The organism is Rheinheimera sp. (assembly GCF_036782235.1).
GTDB lineage: Bacteria > Pseudomonadota > Gammaproteobacteria > Enterobacterales > Alteromonadaceae > Pararheinheimera.
The window spans coordinates 227,566-246,460 of sequence record NZ_DAIPZL010000005.1 but is presented as its reverse complement, the minus strand read 5'-3'; the positions used below and the strand labels follow the sequence as shown (position 1 = coordinate 246,460).

The following is an 18,895-nucleotide window of genomic DNA, read 5'->3' as shown; positions in this document are numbered from 1 at the left end:
TGAGTTGCTTGAATTGTTAAAGGCTGTAGTAAAAGCGACTCGCCACAGAGCACAAAAGCAGTCGCTGGTGATAAGCGCTGGTAGTTCTCAGCTGTCAGGCGCGCAGTTGGTTCAGCAGTTTTTTCTGATCCAAAAAGCGCTGTACTTGCAAACGCACTTGTTTGGGCGACTGACAAGCCAGAATTTCCGGCAACAGCAGTTTTAACTCCGAGATATCAATACGGCGCAATAACCATTTAATTTTTGCCAGGTTACGGTGGTTCATACTAAAACGTCTGAAGCCCATCGCAATCAGGATCAAAATACCAATAGGCTCGCCTGCCAGTTCACCACAGATACTGGCCGGGAACTGCAGCGCCTGACACTGCTGGCCAAGCTGGTTTAAAGCGCGTAGCACTGCCGGATGCAGCGCATCATATAAATTACCCACCCGCGGATTATTGCGATCCACAGCCAACAGATACTGGGTTAAGTCGTTGGTACCCACAGAGCAAAAATCAACTTTGTTCGCAAGCTCACTCAGCTGATACATAATGGAAGGCACTTCAATCATGACCCCAACCTTAGGCTTGGGCACTATGCCTTCTTTATTAAACTCATCATCGACCTCAAACCAGGCCTGACGGATCAGTCGCAAAGACTCGTCCACTTCCGACAAATCGGAAATCATTGGCAGCAAAATATGTAAATTACCCACACCAATATTGGCTTTGAGCATGGCGCGGATTTGCACCAGAAAAATTTCCGGATGATCCAGCGTTAACCGGATACCGCGCCAGCCTAAAAAGGGGTTTTCTTCCGAAATAGGGAAATACGGCAGCGGTTTGTCGCCGCCGACGTCCAGGGTGCGCATCACCACAGGTTTTTCCGGGTAACTTTGCATCACCTTACGGTACAGCTCAGTCTGCTCCTGCTCTGTTGGGAAGCGGCTGCGCATAATAAAAGGAAATTCAGTCCGATACAGGCCTACACCGTCAGTAAAATCGGACTGGGTGGTTTCAAGTTCGATGGCAAGGCCTGAGTTCACCATCAGCTTAAACCTTGCGCCGCAGGCACTTTGCGCCGGCAAGTGCAGTTCGGCCTGATAGCGGGCGTTCAGCTCAGCGTCTTTATTCATCAACTGCTGATATTCATGGCAAATGGCATCGGCAGGCGACACCAAAATATTGCCCTGATAACCATCGACAATCAGCCTCTGGCCCTGCCACTGCATCAGCGGCAGTTCGTCCACGCCCATGACGGCCGGAATACCCAAGGCCCGCGCCATAATAGCGGCGTGCGAATTCACTGAACCCTTTAACGAAACAATAGCCACCAGCTGAGCACGCGGAATTTCTGCCAGCATGGAAGCTGTGACGTTATCGGCCACCAGCACCACATGCTCGGGGAGTTTGTAATGACGTTGTTCAGTGTCGAGTAAATGATTCAGCACCCGCTGACCTAAATCACGGATATCGGTGCCACGCTCACGCAGATAAGCATCATCCATATCGTCAAACTGGCGGGCAAACTTTTCCACCACCCGTTTTAATGCACTTTTGGCGCACCAGCCTTCGGCAATTTGCGCTTCAATTTCATGGCCTAAACTCGCCGCATCCAGCAGCTGATGGTACACATCAAATATCGCCAGCGCATCAGGTGGCAAATGGCCGGACATCCGCTCGGCCAAGCGGTTAAATTCGGCCTTGGTCACTTTGACGGCACGGTAAAAACGCGACAACTCACGCTCAGGATCGTCGGTTTTTTGTAGTGAAATGGCGTCAAAGTCACTGGCGGGCTGCAACACAAAACCTTCGCCTATAGCAATGCCAGGCGCGCCAATTAAACCTTGCAACTGCCCCACATGCACATGTTGGTTTGGGCTTTGACTGGTAAGCTGGCGCATTTCGGCATTGACCAGTACGGACGCCAGCTGTACACCCAGAGTCACTAAAAAGGATTCTTCATCTTCGCTAAATACCCGCGAGGCCGACTGCTGAATGGTCAGCACGCCCAGTACTTTGCGATGATGAATAATAGGACAACCTAAAAAAGCAGAAAAACAGTCTTCACTGACTTCAGGGGTCACTTTAAAACGGGGGTGTAAATGTGCTTCTGCTAAATTGATCGGTTCTTCGCGCTGACCAACCCAACCAATCAAACCTTCAGAAAAACCAATGGCCACTTTACCAATGGCATCCGGATTCAGGCCATCTGTTGCCATCAGCATAAAATGTTGTTGCTGGTAGTCGGCCAGGTACACCGAACAACATTCGGTGTGCAGCGCATTTTTGACGTTGCTGACCAGGCCAGCCAGAGCACTGGCCAGCGAAGGTTCCTGCGCAACATCCTGAACAATACGCCTTAACTGGCCGAGCATAACATCCCCTTCTTCACATAACAGTGGCGGCCGTTATGCTACTTTTTTTTGACTTCACGACGAATAAACGGCAAAGCGACCGGGGCAAACTCTTTCATTACTTTACGGTAAACTTCCCGTTTAAAAGCAACGACCTGGCGCACCGGATACCAATAACTGACCCAACGCCAGTCATCAAACTCCGGATGCGAAGTTTTTAGCAAATTGACATCTTCTTCCCGGCAGGTCAGACGCAATAAAAACCACTTTTGCTTCTGCCCTATACACACAGGATTGGAATCACGCCGAATCAGTCGTTTAGGTAATTTATACCGCAGCCAGTGTTTTGTCGTTGCGACAATTTCCACATCCTGCGGTAACAATCCGACTTCTTCATGTAATTCACGATACATGGCCTGTTCCGGTGTTTCACCGTCATCAATGCCACCCTGTGGGTACTGCCAGGAATGTTGGCCAAATCTGCGAGCCCAAAACACCTGTCCCTGGTGATTACAAATCACTATGCCGACATTGGCCCGAAAACCTTCGGCATCGATCACACTAACCTCTAGCTTATTTACAACAGCTTGTGAAAAGATTCTTTCATAAAGTCGCGGTCACAGCAAACGGTATTTCTCCGCAGTTTTGCAAAAGTTATCCACAGTTCAACAAATGAGCAGCAGGACTTTGTGCACTTCTGCACAGCCTCTGTCGATAAATCTGTGCATATCCTTGTTCTTATCCCTGAATAACTTTTTAGCCTATGACTTTCAGAATCACACAAATTCAATATTTATTATATATTTCATATACTTGAACAAAAACTTCCGCGAATGCACAGTCATTTTTTCTGTGCATAAGTTGGATTGCTGCTAAATTAACCAGTCAAATCAACAAAAAAATGATAGTTTGCCGATAGTTATCAAAACGAGTCTGTAAGCCATGACAGCCCCCCTGACCCTTGCCGAATTATTAAGCCGTTGCCAGTTACTTGCCGGCCTCACTCTGGGTGAAGTTGCAGACCAGCTTGGGGTCACTTTGCCGGCAAATTTATTGCGTGACAAAGGCATAGTGGGCCAGATGCTGGAGCTGGCGCTCGGAGCCAGCAGTGGCTCTAAAGCCGAACCCGACTTTCCACATCTTGGTATTGAATTAAAAACCCTGCCGGTGGATGCCAGAGGCAAACCACTGGAAAGCACCTATGTGTGCACGGCGCCACTGACCGAGGTCGGATTGCAGCAATGGCACAGCTCCTGGGTGTGCCGTAAACTCAGCCACGTCCTTTGGGTACCGATTTGGGCTGAACGCTCAGTGCCGCTGGCAGAAAGGGTCATTGGCACCGCCTTTTTGTGGCAGCCGGATGCAGAGCAACAGGCCTTGTTGCAACAGGACTGGGAAGAGCTGATGGAGCTGATAGTGCTGGGTGGCATTGATGAAATTAAAGGCGCGCATGGCAAGGTATTACAACTGAGGCCAAAAGCCGCTAACAGCAAGGCTCTGACAGAAGCTGTAGGCCGGGATGGTGAACCCATCCAGACCCTGCCCCGCGGTTTTTATTTAAAAGCGGCCTTTACGGCCGCCATCTTACAGCGCCAGTTTGGCGACCTTGTTTAACACTGTCGTGGTTTAAAACGACTGCTGCTTAAAACTGCTGCCAGTTAAAATTGGTAGCGTGCCAATACGGCGTCGTATTCACCATTTTGTTTGATCTCAGCCAGAGCTTTGTTAAAAGCGGCCACTGTTTCAGGCTTTACCGTGGCTTTACTGAACATCACATACACATCGGTATTGCCAAGAGTAATACTGTGCTGACCAATTTCCCTATCCAGGCCTTTGCGCCTGAGCATGGAAACTCCAACAAATTTGTCCTCCAGCATACCGTCAATATCTTCGTCCACTAACCGCGCGATATTCAGCTCACTGAGCTGGGCTTCAATAAACTGGCTTTTATAAGTTTCATTGCTGTAAAGCTCGGTCAATTCAGGACCATAATAATATTCACTGACAATACCCAGTTTTTTACCAGCAGCGATAAAGTCGCCAATGGTATTTTGTGGCAAACCGGCGGCATCGGCAGAGCGCACAAAAAGTACAAATTGCTCTTTTCGGTAAGGATCTGAAAAGTGTGCAAATTCTTGCCTTGAAGGTGTCATGGAAGAGCCCATTAACAAGTCGACTTTACCTTCTTTTAGCGCTGCCACCAGCTCAAGCCAGTTGCTGTGCTGTGTGACCAGAGTACAGGACATCTTGCTGGCAATGGCCTGCACCAGCTCAATGTCCAGCCCACCTGGTTTTTGATCCATGCCGATATATTGATAGGGTTCCCAGGTTTCAAAACCCAACCTGAGCTCACAAGCGGGTTTTGCTTCGGCTGCAACACTCGCAGCAGGCGGATTGGCAGAAGCTTGTGGCTCTGCCGCAGCAGTAGTTGCAGCTGATGGTGCTATCGCTTGTGGCTTCGCTGTTTCAGGTTTAACTGCTGCAGGCTCACATCCGCCCAACAGCAGCAGACTTATCAGAAGAAAAACTTGTAGAAACAACAACTTTAAATTGAAAAGAAAGGCTGAATTGTTCATATGCGCCTCTTATGTTGGTCTATCCAAACCAAGCTTAGTGCATAATTTTTAAAGCGTGCGTTTTGTGTCTGGCTTTCTTTTCAGGTGGTTCAGTGGATATAAAAAGTCTAAAAACAGACTGTTAGCAAAAAATACCGATAAATAACCGGCAGCAGCGCCCTGTGTGCCGGTTATTTTTATGCCGCAATTAACCAAATAACGCGACTGTCTGACGGCTCAGTGCGACTAAAATGCCGTGTTTATCATGCACTTTCGCCTGAATATGGCCATAACCATCAGCGGCGGCGTCAATCTGTGCCAGATAAGACCACCAGTCATCCGCAGCTGCTTCGAGATGGTCAGTCAACAGCTCCAGCGTCCAGCATAAAGTGCTGGCAGGCGCCGGACTGGTCAGCCAGGGCAAAGTTGCCGGCGGCCAGGCATCAATCAGTGCCAGCAACTGCATCAGGCTGCACGCTTTATCTGACTGCTGTTTTGGCTGTCGAAAACGCACAAAACCACCAAAATCAACGCTTTGTACTCCGCTAAACGGCAAGCCACCATGGCTTATCCGATAGTCAAAATGGCGGGTAAATTCAGGCACTACGGCAGAGTCTGGCAAAGTCAGACCTGTGGGTTCTGCCGGTATAGCTGCTTGCTGTGCAGCCTTGAGTTGCACCGCTGAAGGCCGAGCCACGCCAAAACTTGCCAATAACACCAGTGCAACCTGGCCATGCTGCGATAACTCAACCTGGGCCTGTACCACGGATTTGCCCTGACGCAGCAGCCGCCTAGTTGCAGTCGCGTTCCCGGGCGCCAGGGGTGCCACAAAAGACACCGTCAACGAGCGCAGCCTGATGCCCTCAGTCACCCAGCCCGACAGATACTGCAGTGCCAAAGCCGCGGCTATACCACCAAACAAGGCCCGGCCCTGCCCCCAGTTATCCGGCACCTGAAAAACTGCAGAATCGCCTTCGCTTTGCTGCAGTTGTGAAAGGCAGTTCACAAAATCCATCATCAATTCCTGCTTCTGTTGTCTGTCACTGGTGTGCGTTAGTTTTTTGTTGCAGCGGCAGTTCCCACCGGCAACGAATAACGCAAAATACGTTGTAGTACAGTGGCATACTGACGAATAAAACTGCCACTGTTATAAGGGATCTGATAACGATCAGCAATAGCACGCACCTTTGGCACCAGCTCAGGGTATCGGTAAGCGGGCAAGTCCGGAAATAAATGGTGTTCAATCTGACAGCTTAAGTGACCGGTCAGAATGTGAAACCAGCGTGGTCCGGTAAAATTAGATGAGCCCAGCATCTGCCGTAAATACCAGTGACCGCGACTTTCGTTTTTACAGTCTTTGGCCTGAAAGACATACACATCTTTGGTGAAATGGCCGCAAAATATCACTGTAGCTGTCCACCAGTTACGCAGGATATTGGCCAGCAGATTGCCAAGCAGCACTTCAAAAAACAGCGGAAAACAGAGCAGCGGAAACAGCAGATAGTCTTTCGATAACTGGCGTAATCCTTTGCCAAAAAAGGCCTTTTTAAGGTCTTTATCAGACACTTGCGAATGACGGTCATTTTTCTTTTTACCAAAAAACACCCGCTGCGCCGCCAGCTCATGATAAGAAACGCCCCACTGAAACAAAGTGCTTAACATCAGATAAGTGACAAACTGCCACAGGTTGCGCAGCCGCCAGCGAAAGTCGTTGCTAAGCCTGAGCAGGCCATAACCAAAGTCGCGGTCTTTGCCAATAATATTGGTGTAAGTGTGGTGTTCAAAATTATGGGTGCGCTGCCAGGATTTCGCATCACAGGCAATATCCCACTCAAACTGCCGTGAATTTAAATAAGGATGTTGCATCCAGTCGTATTGACCATGCAGCACATTGTGACCAATTTCCATATTGTCGAGAATTTTGCCAAGCGCCAGCAGCAGCACCCCCAACAGCCAAAGCCAGGGCGACCAGAAAATACCGAGCAATAAAAGCCGCCCTGTCCAGACCGATAGCCGCTGCACTAATAATACCCGTTCCAGATAACGGGCATCCTGGGCGCCTACTTTGGCGCGGGTTTGCGCTGCCAGCGCATCAAGCTCGGCGGCCAGTGCATCCAGTTGCTGTGAGGTTAATTTGTGCATGGGGTGTTGTCCTGTGCTGTTGTGCTTACGGCATCCAGTTGTAATTCAAGTTTTGTTAAAGCGGTGCTGATACAAAGTTGTACCAGCCCGGCACCGGCATCTGAAATTTGCCCGGTCAGCTCGTTGCGCACTTGCCCTGCAGTTTTTGTACACAAACACTGCATACAAATGCCACGGCGGCAGCCATAACGCGGCGCCAAACCGGCCTGCTCCAGGCTCTTGAGTAAATTACCCTGACTGTGAAACTGCAAAGTACGGCCATGCTGAGTAACGCTGACCGGCACAGCTTCGCCATGACTTTGTTGACTCAGACCAAAAGATTCCTGGCGGATCTTGCTGATGCCAAGTGCTTTGGCCTGTTGTTGCCAGTACTGACTAAAAGCCAGAGGGCCGCACAGATAAAACACAGGCTCGCCTGTGGCGGGCTGTTGTACAACAGAGGCGCAACTGCAGTCTCGATCTTTGAGGGCGCTTAGCGCAGCGCTGAACTCAGTGCCACTCAAACGGCCTTCGGTACTGGTGTCCCGCAGTATGATATTCAGTAACGGAAAACGTTTTTGCAGCTGTGGCCAACTGTCGGCAAACAACAAATTGCCACCGCCGCGGTAGCTGTAAATCAGTGTGATGGGACGGGTCAGCCGGCTTAACGAGCTCAGCATCGCATGCACAGGGGTAATACCGCTGCCGGCAGCCAGAATCAAGGCACTTTGGTTTTGCTCCAGCACAAAGTCACCTCGGGCCTGGCTGATATAACAAGGCAGTGGCTCACCTGCCCTGGCCAAAAGTTGCTGTGTTAAACCGCCATGGGGCTGTACCTTGATGGTCAACTGTAAAGTGCGGTTTTGCAAAAACTGCTGCAGTGACGAACTGATGCTAAAAGTGCGGGTGATTAAAACACCGTGAAGCTCAACTGTCAGATCCAGGTGTTGGCCCGGCACAAAACCGGCAAAAGCACGACCTGCTTTGAGCAGCAGTTGCAAATAACCTTGTTGCTGACGCACCGAGAGCAGAGTGGCACTTTGCAGACCAGCCCGATAGTTTGGCCAAAACAACCGGATAACCGGCTCCAGATAACTGCGAAGCCCACTTTGCACCAGCGCTATTTGACAACATAAGCGCCAAAGACGCCGGAAAACACCAGCCAAGGACTGGCGATTTGAATTCAGTTTAGAAGATTGAACAGACCGCATCATGTACACCATAAATTTTCAGCGCACATTTGTACTCTATTTTTTTCATTTAGACCAGCTGAATTTTTATTATTCACCCGCCCGCAAGCCAATAAAAGCGCTAAAAAACACTATTCACCCAGCTTCAGTCAACTTATTAAGCGAACACTTGTGCGCCAAATAAAAGTACAGTTGTACGCAAAATTTCTAAGGGAGCAAAATAGCCTGCAGAGGCCAGGCACAGTCCTGCATAAGCAACAACTGATGTGTTTTGGCTTCTGAGCTCATTAAAAAATTGGTTCAAAGATTTAACACCACCATTTTTAACAAGAAAAAACACAACAAAATCAACAGCAGACTGTTAGAACTGGCAACAACACAGTTACACTGAACAAGCCGCAGCAGCAATGAAGCTTCCGGCAATCAACACAGGAACGGACTATGACTTTGCGTGTTGCCCTGAATTTTACCCAACGCCTTTTTACTTCTGCCCAGAACGCTGCCGCTGCCTTGTTTTTACAAGCAACACCAACGGCAAGCTTATGGGCAAAGTGCTTAACAAAAGTACCGGCTCAGCTTGCCGCATCTTGGCTACTGCTGCTGTTGCCAACCGCCTTTGCCCAGCAGCAAAGCCCAGACATCCCTGCTGAATTAACCCCCTGGCAAGATTGGGTGCTGGCCGCTCATCCGACACATCCTTGTCCCTGGCTGGCGGCGCCCCAGGCACAACAGACACAACAGTGCCAGTGGAGTGAAAGTCTGGTGCTGGAAACAGAGCAACAAGGTGGCCGTTTTGTCTATCAGCTGCAGCTGTTTGCTGAGGGTTGGGTCAGTCTGCCCGGTGATGTCAGAAGCTGGCCCCAACAGGTTGAGGCCAGTAAGGTTGAACAGAATAAAGACGGCAATAAAAGCGCCGTAGCACTGCGGGATCAGGACGGTGTCCCCCAGTTTTATCTGAGTGCAGGACGCTGGCAGATACAGGGGGAATTTCGCTGGCCACAAATGCCACCACGGCTGAGCGTGCCAGAGCAAAGTGGTGTGATCAGCCTGAAGCTGTTTGGCACCCCAGTGCTGCAACCAAAAAAACTGGGCACCGAACTATGGCTGCAACAACCGAAGGCGGATACTGAACAAAGCAGCGATCAGCTGCAGATCAAGGTATTTCGCCGCCTGAGCGATGACATTCCGGCCAGATTAACCACAACGCTGCAACTTGAAGTCAGCGGTAAATCGCGCGAACAGCGCCTGGATACCTTGTTATTGCCAGGCTTTTTTGCCGAAGCTTTGTACAGCGACCTACCGGCGCTGATGGATGACAAAGGCGCACTGCATCTGCAGCTTAGTGCCGGCCAGTATCAGCTGCAACTGGACGCTGTGAGCTTTCAGCCAGTACAACAACTGCAACTGCCAAAAGCGGCTGCGCCTTTGCCTGCCCGGGAAATCTGGGCTTTTGTGGCCCAAACCGAACTGCGCACTGTCGACCTGACAGGCGTCAACAGCCTGGATCCAAACCAAACCCAGGTGCCAGCTGACTGGCAACAATATCCGCTGTACACCATGGATGAAAACAGTACTCTGACTCTGACGCAACTGCAGCGTGGTGGCGGCGCAGCATCGGATCAGCTGCGACTGACAAAACGCCTGTGGCTGGATTTTTCCGGTGAGACGCTGACCGCAAGCGACCAGATCAGTGGCTCTTTGTATAGTCAGGCCAGACTCGAAGTTCAGCCTGGTTATCAGCTGGGACGGGTGGCGCTCGGTGGCGAAGCGCAGCTCATCACTCAATTGCCAGAGCGCGAAGCCGGTGTTGAAATCAGGCAAAACCCAATCAACCTTCACAGCATCAGCCGTATCGAAGCGGGCCCGGTGCTACCGGTGAGCGGCTGGCAAAGCAGCTTTAGTGAAGTGAGCTGGCAGTTACAACTGCCGCCTGGCTGGTCGTTATTTACCGCTAGCGGTGCTGACCGCCTGCAGGGCACTGTGCTGGAACAGTGGACCTTGTGGGATATCTTTTTTGTGTTGTTATTTAGTGTGGCGAGCGCAAGGTTACTGGGCTGGCCGGTCGGCTTGCTGGCTCTTGCTGCCTTAGTGCTGAGTTACCAGCGTGATGATGCACCACAGTGGAGCTGGCTCAGTCTGCTGGCCTTGCTGGCGCTGTTGCCACTGGCCAAAGCTAAAGCCGAGACCTGGCTGAAAAAAGCACTGTATCTGAATCTGCTGCTGGTGTTGCTGATTTTGCTGCCCTTTAGTGTGGAGCAGATCCGCCAGGCCATTTACCCGCAACTGGAACGACCTTATCAGCAAATACAGTCACAGAGCAGCCAATACCACGAAGAAAGTGCCATGGCTGAAACCGCGATAGCCGAAGCGCCAGCTGCGCAGGGTGCACCTGCTCCTCAAAGTGACGCGACTGTAGAGGCCAGAATGGATGTTGCAGAGGTAGCCAAAAAAGCACAAAGGAAACTGTCATCTTACAGCAGCTCATATGCCATCAATGCACCAGCCCCTCTGCTGCAAACCGACCCCAATGCCCGTGTTCAGACCGGGCCAGCCGAACCGGATTGGCATTGGCAGCGGGTGGAGTTATTCTGGCAAGGACCACTGCTTGCCGAAGAACAAACCCGGCTTTATCTGGTACCTGCCTGGCTGAACCGTCTGGGTAATCTGGTGACTGTGCTGCTGTTGTTTGTGTTGTTATGGCAGCTGTGCCGGCCATTGACTGGTGGCAAACTAACGCAGGCCAACATCTGGGTACGGCTCAGTGCTGGCCTGCCAGGCCGCGCAGCCCTGGTGTTGAGCCTGGTGTTGCCGGGGGCGTTATTGATGCAACCCTCCCCCGCTTTGGCGACTGGTTTTCCAGATGCACAGCTGTTAACCGAGCTGGAGCAGCGGCTGTTACAAAGCCCACAGTGTTTACCAAGTTGCACCAGCATCAATCAGCTTGTGATCAGTGACGATCCTGAACATATCAAACTGCAGCTGCAGCTGGATAGTCAGGCCGAAACCGCCTGGCTTTTGCCTGTTGCCGCCAACAGACTGAAACTTGCCAGGCTCAATCAGGCCAATGCTGCTATTTTCCAGCAGGCGCAGCAAAGCTGGTTATATCTGCCGAAAGGCCGGCATCAGCTTGAACTCTGGATAAGCCCGGAAGAAAGCCAATTAAGCTTAAGTTTTGGCAGTGCCTGGCATCAGCTGGATAATCAGCTGAAGCGCTGGCGCCTGATGCCCGACAGCAGCGATCTAAATGATCTACAAAGCCTGGAGCAAGCAAGAAAACAGTTACGCCTGGAGCAACTGGCCAGGGACAACAATCAAAATAACAGCAAAACTTTTAGTTCAGGGGCAGTTACACAAAATGTACCGGCTTATGCGGTGCTGGAGCGGCAGCTGAGCTTAGGACTGGAATGGCAAATCACCTCTACCCTCAGGCGCACTGGCATGTCCCAACAGCAGTTGCAGCTTAAAATTGCGCTGCTGGACGGTGAAACGCCACTGACACCGCTGCCCGTGGTTGATGGTGCGCTGGCGCTGCAACTCAATGCTGAACAGCAGTCCATCAGCTGGCAATCCAGCCTGAAACCCATTGAGCTTTTAAAGCTTACCAGCCCTTCCCAGCAACAATACACTGAGATTTGGCAGCTAAGTGCAGCCCCCAAATGGCATATTGCCAGTGAAGGATTACCGGCCATCAGCACAGCACAAAGCCCGCTGCCGTCTTTATGGCGGCCCTGGCCAGGTGAAAGCTTACAACTGACTATCAGTCAGCCGCAGCCGGTTGAGGGTGAGATGCTGACCATCCAGCAGTTGATGTTGCAGCAGCATCAGGGCAACCGCAGCAGTGATATTGAGTTAAAGCTGCAACTAAACGCCAGTCAGGCACAAAGTTTCAGCCTGCCTTTGCCAAAAGACACCAAACTGCAGTCGGTCAGCCTTGATGGTGTGACTTTGCCACTGACGGTAAATCAACAGCAACTGACAGTACAACTGAAACCAGGCCGGCAACAACTGCAGCTGAACTTCACCAATAACATGGCCCAGCCTGTGCTGTTAACTACCCCAGGCTTTAGCCTGCCGCTTGCTGCGGCGAATATTTATCTGCAACTGCAACTGGCACCTGATCGCTGGATCCTAGCCGTCGGAGGTCCGGATATTGGGCCCGCTTTGTTATTCTGGGGCATGCTGGCAGTGATGTTACTGCTGGCAATGGTGCTGCCACGCCTGATCCAGAGTCCGCTGCGCCGCCGGCACTGGTTGTTGCTCTTTACCGGCATTTGCACTGTCAGCTTCTGGATCCCGCTGCTGATCACTTTATGGCTGTTAGCCGTTAGTAAAAGAGGTCAGTTCAACGGTACATTGCAGGGCACTTCTGAGAAACTCAGCCAGATTGCGCTAGTGCTGTTAAGTATCAGTGCGCTGTTAGCCTTATTTTCGGCTATTCCTTATGGTTTGTTGTCAGCGCCTGATATGCAGCTTATGGGTAATGGCTCCTATCAGCAGCAGCTCTACTGGTATCAGGATCTGAGTTCTGCCCAACTGCCGGTTGCCTGGGTGTTGTCGTTACCACTTTGGTGTTATCAGCTCTCGATGTTGTTGTGGTCTTTATGGCTGGCCACTGCACTGACACGCTGGCTGCCCTGGGTTTGGCAGCAGCTGAGTGCAGGTGGTTTCTGGCCGGCACCAACTGCGGCCGAACAAGCCCCGGCACAGTCAGGCATCAGAACGGATGATGAAAAACCCGAAAACACCAGGCAATAACGGCAGTTGTTGCCGGCGGGCAGGAAACAACAGGCACACCATAACTTTTAGCCAATAACAACAAAGGCCGCATAGCGGCCTTTGTTTTTTTAGTTGCTGTTTTGCCCGCAGCCAGAGGCTGGGGCCGGCAACTTAGTTCAGTACTTTTAATGCAGCTTCATAACCTGGCTCATCGGCAGTTTCTGCCACTTGCTCAGTGTGCACCACAGTGCCTTGTTCGTTAATCACCACCACAGCACGTGACAACAAACCTGCCAATGGGCCATTGGCAAAAGTCACGCCATAGTCCTGGCCAAAGCTGCTACGGAAGCTACTGCCGTTTTGCACGTTTTCCAAACCTTCAGCACCACAAAAACGGGCCTGAGCAAAAGGTAAATCGGCAGACACGTTAAGTACCACAGTGTTTTGCAGGCTGCTCAGCGCCTTGTTAAAAGTGCGGACTGAAGTGGCACAGGTAGGCGTATCCACACTTGGGAAAATATTCAGTACCAGTCTTTTGCCAGCAAAGTCACTTAACTTCACATCCGCAAGACCAGCGCCTGTTAAGGTGAACGCCGGTGCTTTGGCACCAATTGCCGGTAAGTTGCCGACGGTCTGAAATGGGTTACCTTTTAACGTTACTGTTGCCATCTTGTATTCCTTAGTCGCTTTTAGATTGTGATCTGAACTGATCCGAACGGGTTAAAAGTGGCCGGGATGGGTGAACCATCTACTGCTATCACCTGCCCTTGGCCACTGAACTTACACAATGATTCAGTAAGTAGCGGCGTGCAGCTGGCTTTTCAAGGCCGCGGCCTGATAATTATTGCCAAAACCTTTTTTTGGTCTGCTGGGTTTGACCTGGCGGGTGACGCTCAGCTGCAACTGAAGTGTGCCGGCTGGCAAGGTCAACTGCTTTGGATCCACTTGTTGATCCTGCCACGGATGCCAGAGTTTCAGCTGATAAGGCCCATCAGGGACATCAGAAAAAACTGCGATGCCCTTGTTATCTGTCACTGCCAGATAGGCGCTTTCGCCAACGTAAATATATGCCTGCATATAATCGTGAATGTTACAGCCAAGCGCCACTATGCCTGCTTTATCAAAGAGTAACGGTGCTTCCGGCTTGCCTGCATACAACTTCAGTTCAAAAGTTTTGGCCGGTGAAAAGGAATACACATGGTGGCGGGTTTTATCCTGATTCGGAAAATCAATTTTGGTCCCAACCTGCACAGCCGACACAAAAGGCCTGAAGGTTAAGTCCTGCTGCGCAACCTCTTGAATACCGGTGGCCTGTACCTGGCTTGTTGGATCGTATAACTCCACAACAGCGTCTTCGAGCGGCAAACCCTGCTGATCAGTCAGCTGCACTTCCAAAGTGCCGGCCAGCACAGTACTGCACATCACACAACTGAACACGCCGGCAGCCCAACTCAGCATTCTTATTTGTTTTGCGCTCATTTAGTCTGCTCCTTAACGGCTTTTTTGCTCTGCTGCTGCAGTATAACAGCCGCTTTCACTGCTGTGTCCCTGATAAACTGCTGCTATGCTTGCGCAATTCATCCTTGTTGCAGTTGAACTTTATGCGTTGTCGTCTGTTTTGTCTTGCCTTTATTCCACTCCTTTACGGCAGTTTTGCCTCTGGCGCAGAGCTGAAACCGGGTTTGCGACTAAGCGCCAAAGGCGAAGTGGGTCTGGCGCAGGTGGCCGGGCAAATCCGCGGATTACGCCCCTGGTGGCAAGGGGGCACAGGTCAGCTGGCAGCAGATCACAGCGGTCTTCTGTTTGGCCCACAGTTACTGGCGCTCGGTGCTGATCTCAGCGACCATTGGTCAGGCACAGTGCATGCCCAATGGCATGACAAACCCAGCCAGCAATTTGGTGTGACTGAAGCCTGGCTCAGTTACCAGCCATTGCCCTTTCAGGGTTATCGTCTGAGCGCACGCGCCGGGTGGTTTTATCCCTCGATGTCGCTGGAAAATACGGATATCGCCTGGAGTTCGCCCTACAGCAGCAGTTTCTCCGCTATTAACAGCTGGTTTGCTGAAGAATTGCGTGCCCGGGGTGCCGAATTTAGTGTAAGCCGGCCGGGCCGTTTTTTTCAGTCAGCCCAAAGTTATCAGCTGGTCGCAGGTTTTTTTCAGGGTAATGATCCGCTGGGCACAATACTGAGCTGGCGTGGTTTTGCCATCCACAATTATCAGAGCAATATTGGCGAGCGGGTGCGTTTTGCCAATTATCCGAGCATACGCAGTGGCGGTTTAGCAGCACAGCCAGACTGGGTACAACCAAGCCGGGAGCTGGATCATCGTGTGGGTTATTATGCCGGTGTCCATTGGTTGCACCGCGACAATACAGAACTCAGGTTTTATCATTATGACAACAATGCAGATCCACTGGTTTTTCGCCATGGCCAGTACGCCTGGCGTACTTCTTTTCAGAGTTTGGCCTGGCAACAACAGCTGCATGAACAGCTGCGTTTGGTGGCACAACATCTGAATGGCCGGACTGAAATGGGGCCCAAAGCTGTGGATCTATCTTATCGCAGCTGGTTTGTACTGCTGGCATTACAATCAGCAAAGATACAGTGGAGTGTGCGCTACGATCACTTTTTGCAGCAGGATAAAGACCAATATCCCGGTGATGACAATAACGGCAAAGGCCATGGCTGGATGCTGGCCGCTCAATATCCGCTAAACCCACATTTGAACCTGTCGGTCGAATGGCAGAAGCTGCACAGCATGCAGCCAAACCGGGCTCAGTGGCCCGACTGGCCAAAGGATAAAAGCTTTTCGCAGCTGAATTTTTTATTCAACTGGCGGTTTGACTGAGTTAAACCGCAATCAGCCACACGCCAACGCCTAACATCAAACTGCCAGCGATTCGGTTTAATAACCGCACATTTTTATCTTCAGCAAATATCAGCCGCAGCGCTTTACCGCCGCTCGCATATAACAATAATGAGCCAAATTCCAGCAGCAGAATAATAGCCAGCAGCGCCGCCAGCTGTGGCCAGAATGGCAGTTTAGCGTCGATAAAAGGCGGTAATAACGCCATATGAAAAGCCCAGCCTTTGGGGTTGGAAACCGCAGTCACCAGCCCCTGCCAGAACAGCTGGCGTCTGGATACCTGGGAAACAGCACCAGGTTCCGGTATTGCCAGCTTGCCTTTGGACTGCCACATCTGCACACCAACATAACAAAGGTAGAGACCACCCAACCATTTAAAAGCGGTAAAGAGCGCCGGCATACTCAGTAGTATCGCCGCCACACCAAGCACTGCGCTGGTTGCCACTATGGCAACCCCCAGCATTTCGCCCCACATCATCCACAAGGTGCGACGCACCCCAAGGCTGATCCCCAGGGTCATCGCCAGCGTCATACAAAGCCCTGGGGTAATGGAAACAAATAAAAAAGTGGGAATAAATACCGACAATAAAGCGACATTAATCATCAGACACTACCACCTTGCTCCGAAGTGGCAGACTGCTGAGTATCCAGCCTGGGTTTGGGCGCACCAAACAGCGCCCGCAATTTTGCCATTACACCACGGTTTTGACAAAAATCGGCCCAGATCCGCCGCCACTCATAAAAAGTGATGGTCCACGGGTTCACCGACTCAAAGTTGTCGGTAATGCCGTATTCACAGGGAATATCAGCATGCTCAGGCTCAAAACTGCCAAACAGCCGATCCCAAATAACCAGCACACCGGCAAAGTTTTTATCGATATAAACCGGATTACAGGCATGATGCACCCGATGCCAGCTGGGTGTATTAAAAATCAGGCCAAGCGGGCCCCAGTGTTTACCCCAGCGGGTATGCACAAAAAACTGAAAGGCCAGATTAATAGCCACCACCGCTAGCACCAGCTTCACGTCAAACCCGAGCAGCACCAGCGGTGTCCAGAACAACCACATGCCGGAGATGGGATAGGTCAGGCTTTGGCGAAAGGCGGTACTAAAATTCATTAAACGCGAGCTGTGATGCACCACATGAGAAGCCCATAACCAGCGGACACTGTGTGAAGCGCGGTGAAACCAATAATATAAAAAGTCCTGCAGTACAAAAAGAATGAATAAATTTAATGTATTAAAAGGCAAGTCAAAAATGGCGAAACTACTAAGCCAATAAAAAAATGGCAATAACAATATCAAAGACACCGCATCACCAGCCTGATGCATGGCCGCTAGAATCAGATTGGCAAGGCTGTCACGCCACTGATAAATATGTTGTTGCATCCGCTCAGACTGATACCACTCGTATGCAATAAAAATAAAAAATACCGGACTTGCCAGGATCAGGATCAGTTCTACCGGGATCACGCTATACCTCATTACCACATTGCCAAAAGCGCAGCTGTCGACTTTACGCCAAGCCAGCACTTTAGAAAACCCATCCGCGCCCTGTTTTTGTGCCATCTGCACTGAAATTTTGCAGCCAGCTAAGCCCAAAGTGCAACCAGACAGACATTTACCATCATTTTCAAATACTTAATTAAAAACACCCCTTGGTACAGCTGTTGCTTTGTAAAAGCAAAGCGGGCATTTTTGCAGTTGTCATCACAATGCCACCCAAAGCGGACACTATTGCAACGCTGCTGCGTATCTAGGGGGAAATTATGACCACTATGTCTACACCCGACAGTCATTTCACAAGGTTAAGTCCATGGCTGCAAAGCCGAAATCATCCGCAACGGGATTTGCTGGAAAAAGAACTACAACAAAGGTTTTTCCCGGCGCTCAGTGCGCCCTGTCGCATCTGCCATTTTATGCTCACCCTTGGTACCGGCTCCAGAGCCGCCGAATTTACGCTGATGCAACAAAGGGCCTTGCAGGCCGGTGTGCAGCTGCAGGAAGGCGACAGCGACGTTAATCTGCAACTTGGTGACATTACATTGCGCTGGGAACGGCATAGTGAGTTTTCTACCTACAGTTTTATTGTGCCGGGTGAAAGCACTGACTTTGCTGATCCACAACAATTTTTACCGGCACCGGACTGGTTTGATTTAGTGCCGGGTCAGCTGTTTCGCGTAGTGCAGCTGCTCATCTGCAAACAACAGCCAGAGCAGCCAGACATCACAACACATAGCGCTCAGGCACTGGCAGCCATGTTTGCCAGTGAGCACTGTATCTCCAGTCTGGTTGCCAATCAGCAGGCACAGATCTGGACCGACTTTCGTAAACATCCGGAAGGAGGCGGGCGTATGGTGCTGCTGGATAAAGGTTTGTCCGACAGCGCTTTGGCGCGGCTGGTGCAACAATTGTTTGATTTAGGCAACTACCGCAAGCTCAGCCTGCTCGGCTGGCCTTTAACCCGTCAGGCACTGTCCCAGTTACATAGCCTGGAGCAACAACTGTCGGACATTACCCAGCGCATTGAACAGCAGCAGGGGTCGGATGAAAAAATGCTGCAGGAAATCAGCCAGATGGCGGCACAAACTGAACATCTGATCGCCAACAACAGCGCCCGGCTCGAAGCCAGCGTGGCTTATTATCAGCTTACCCTGGACCGGCTAAAAGCGTTAAAAGAAACGGCATTGGATGGCCTGATGTCATTACAGGATTTTTCCGAGCGCCGGCTCACCCCAGCCTTTCGCACCGCCCAGTCGGTGCTGAATCGCCAACGCAGTTTATCAAACCGGCTTGGCCGCTCCACTGAGTTATTGCGCACCCGCATTAGCCTGCAGCTGGAACGACAAAACAGTAAATTGCTGATATCGATGGAAAAAAGAGCAAGGCAACAACTGCAGTTACAAACAGCGGTAGAGCGGTTATCCACTGTGGCCATTTGTTATTATGCCGTGCAGCTGCTGGACAAAGGCTTAAGCTCGTTAAGCCTGCTGTGGCCTGCACTGCCGCTGCAGTTACTACAAGCACTGAGCTTGCCGCTGGTGGTGCTGCTGATAAGTGTATTGTGGTATCAGCTGAGAAAACCCGGGCGAGACCATCACAACTGAC

The 18,895-nt window shown here is 51.0% G+C and carries 14 protein-coding genes; 4 read left to right on the top strand and 10 right to left on the bottom strand.

Going from position 1 to position 18,895, the window contains the following annotated elements; genetic code table 11:
- Window positions 1-94: 94 nt before the first annotated feature.
- Window positions 95-2,359, bottom strand: coding sequence for a phosphoenolpyruvate--protein phosphotransferase (ptsP, locus tag V7P87_RS08505; RefSeq protein WP_333797059.1), 2,265 nt, complete (start codon window positions 2,357-2,359; stop codon window positions 95-97).
- A 38-nt stretch (window positions 2,360-2,397) separates the two neighbouring features.
- Complete coding sequence (gene rppH / locus V7P87_RS08500; RefSeq protein ID WP_260656300.1) at window positions 2,398-2,898, bottom strand: RNA pyrophosphohydrolase; 501 nt, start codon at window positions 2,896-2,898, stop codon at window positions 2,398-2,400.
- A gap of 382 nt (window positions 2,899-3,280) precedes the next feature.
- Between rppH and mutH the strand changes: the two genes are divergently transcribed.
- Window positions 3,281-3,952: a DNA mismatch repair endonuclease MutH gene (gene mutH, locus V7P87_RS08495; protein ID WP_333797058.1), complete on the top strand. Its 672-nt coding sequence runs from the start codon at window positions 3,281-3,283 to the stop codon at window positions 3,950-3,952.
- A 44-nt stretch (window positions 3,953-3,996) separates the two neighbouring features.
- Here the strand turns inward: mutH and V7P87_RS08490 are convergent, their stop codons facing one another.
- The 4 genes from V7P87_RS08490 to V7P87_RS08475 all read right to left on the bottom strand — a co-directional run bounded on the left by V7P87_RS08490 (window position 3,997) and on the right by V7P87_RS08475 (window position 8,225).
- The gene (locus V7P87_RS08490) at window positions 3,997-4,680 is read right to left on the bottom strand and encodes a substrate-binding periplasmic protein (protein WP_333797057.1); all 684 of its coding nucleotides are present in this window, start codon (window positions 4,678-4,680) and stop codon (window positions 3,997-3,999) included.
- A gap of 421 nt (window positions 4,681-5,101) precedes the next feature.
- Window positions 5,102-5,908, bottom strand: a complete 807-nt coding sequence (locus V7P87_RS08485) for an acyl-CoA thioesterase (RefSeq protein WP_333797056.1) — start codon at window positions 5,906-5,908, stop codon at window positions 5,102-5,104.
- Window positions 5,909-5,946: 38 nt separating this feature from the next.
- Entirely contained in the window at window positions 5,947-7,035 is a 1,089-nt protein-coding gene (locus V7P87_RS08480; RefSeq protein WP_333797055.1) for a fatty acid desaturase family protein, read from the bottom strand.
- A complete protein-coding gene (locus V7P87_RS08475) occupies window positions 7,023-8,225 on the bottom strand; it encodes a flavin reductase family protein (protein ID WP_333797054.1) in 1,203 nt (400 codons plus the stop codon). Before V7P87_RS08475 ends, V7P87_RS08480 begins: the two co-directional genes overlap by 13 nt.
- A gap of 420 nt (window positions 8,226-8,645) precedes the next feature.
- Here V7P87_RS08475 and V7P87_RS08470 point away from each other — a divergent pair, with 420 nt between their 5' ends.
- Window positions 8,646-12,959 (top strand): hypothetical protein, encoded by a 4,314-nt coding sequence (locus V7P87_RS08470; protein ID WP_333797053.1) that lies wholly within the window; start codon window positions 8,646-8,648, stop codon window positions 12,957-12,959.
- 132 nt (window positions 12,960-13,091) lie between these two features.
- On the opposite strand, the gene tpx is transcribed toward V7P87_RS08470, so the two are convergent.
- Complete coding sequence (gene tpx / locus V7P87_RS08465) at window positions 13,092-13,589, bottom strand: thiol peroxidase (RefSeq protein ID WP_333797052.1); 498 nt, start codon at window positions 13,587-13,589, stop codon at window positions 13,092-13,094.
- Window positions 13,590-13,712: 123 nt separating this feature from the next.
- Window positions 13,713-14,399: a methylamine utilization protein gene (locus V7P87_RS08460; RefSeq protein ID WP_333797051.1), complete on the bottom strand. Its 687-nt coding sequence runs from the start codon at window positions 14,397-14,399 to the stop codon at window positions 13,713-13,715.
- A 122-nt stretch (window positions 14,400-14,521) separates the two neighbouring features.
- Between V7P87_RS08460 and V7P87_RS08455 the strand changes: the two genes are divergently transcribed.
- A complete protein-coding gene (locus V7P87_RS08455) occupies window positions 14,522-15,769 on the top strand; it encodes a hypothetical protein (protein ID WP_333797050.1) in 1,248 nt (415 codons plus the stop codon).
- Window position 15,770: 1 nt separating this feature from the next.
- Here V7P87_RS08455 and V7P87_RS08450 read toward each other — a convergent pair whose 3' ends face one another.
- The gene (locus V7P87_RS08450; RefSeq protein WP_333797049.1) at window positions 15,771-16,391 is read right to left on the bottom strand and encodes a LysE family translocator; all 621 of its coding nucleotides are present in this window, start codon (window positions 16,389-16,391) and stop codon (window positions 15,771-15,773) included.
- Window positions 16,391-17,356 carry a sterol desaturase family protein gene (locus V7P87_RS08445; RefSeq protein WP_333797048.1) on the bottom strand — a complete coding sequence of 322 codons (966 nt, stop codon included), beginning with the start codon at window positions 17,354-17,356 and terminating at the stop codon, window positions 16,391-16,393. Before V7P87_RS08445 ends, V7P87_RS08450 begins: the two co-directional genes overlap by 1 nt.
- Before the next feature lie 200 nt (window positions 17,357-17,556).
- On the opposite strand from V7P87_RS08445, the gene V7P87_RS08440 reads away from it, so the two are divergent.
- Window positions 17,557-18,894, top strand: coding sequence for a DUF3422 domain-containing protein (locus V7P87_RS08440; RefSeq protein ID WP_333797047.1), 1,338 nt, complete (start codon window positions 17,557-17,559; stop codon window positions 18,892-18,894).
- The last annotated feature ends 1 nt before the right edge of the window (window position 18,895 follow it).

Excerpts from the sequence above, each read along its gene's own strand:
- ptsP (WP_333797059.1), bottom strand. The coding sequence starts at position 2,359 with ATGCTCGGCCAGTTAAGGCGTATTGTTCAGGATGTTGCGCAGGAACCT.
- mutH (WP_333797058.1), top strand. The coding sequence starts at position 3,281 with ATGACAGCCCCCCTGACCCTTGCCGAATTATTAAGCCGTTGCCAGTTA.
- V7P87_RS08485 (WP_333797056.1), bottom strand. The coding sequence starts at position 5,908 with ATGGATTTTGTGAACTGCCTTTCACAACTGCAGCAAAGCGAAGGCGAT.
- V7P87_RS08480 (WP_333797055.1), bottom strand. The coding sequence starts at position 7,035 with ATGCACAAATTAACCTCACAGCAACTGGATGCACTGGCCGCCGAGCTT.
- V7P87_RS08475 (WP_333797054.1), bottom strand. The coding sequence starts at position 8,225 with ATGCGGTCTGTTCAATCTTCTAAACTGAATTCAAATCGCCAGTCCTTG.
- V7P87_RS08470 (WP_333797053.1), top strand. The coding sequence starts at position 8,646 with ATGACTTTGCGTGTTGCCCTGAATTTTACCCAACGCCTTTTTACTTCT.
- tpx (WP_333797052.1), bottom strand. The coding sequence starts at position 13,589 with ATGGCAACAGTAACGTTAAAAGGTAACCCATTTCAGACCGTCGGCAAC.
- V7P87_RS08460 (WP_333797051.1), bottom strand. The coding sequence starts at position 14,399 with ATGAGCGCAAAACAAATAAGAATGCTGAGTTGGGCTGCCGGCGTGTTC.
- V7P87_RS08455 (WP_333797050.1), top strand. The coding sequence starts at position 14,522 with ATGCGTTGTCGTCTGTTTTGTCTTGCCTTTATTCCACTCCTTTACGGC.
- V7P87_RS08450 (WP_333797049.1), bottom strand. The coding sequence starts at position 16,391 with ATGATTAATGTCGCTTTATTGTCGGTATTTATTCCCACTTTTTTATTT.
- V7P87_RS08445 (WP_333797048.1), bottom strand. The coding sequence starts at position 17,356 with ATGGCACAAAAACAGGGCGCGGATGGGTTTTCTAAAGTGCTGGCTTGG.
- V7P87_RS08440 (WP_333797047.1), top strand. The coding sequence starts at position 17,557 with ATGACCACTATGTCTACACCCGACAGTCATTTCACAAGGTTAAGTCCA.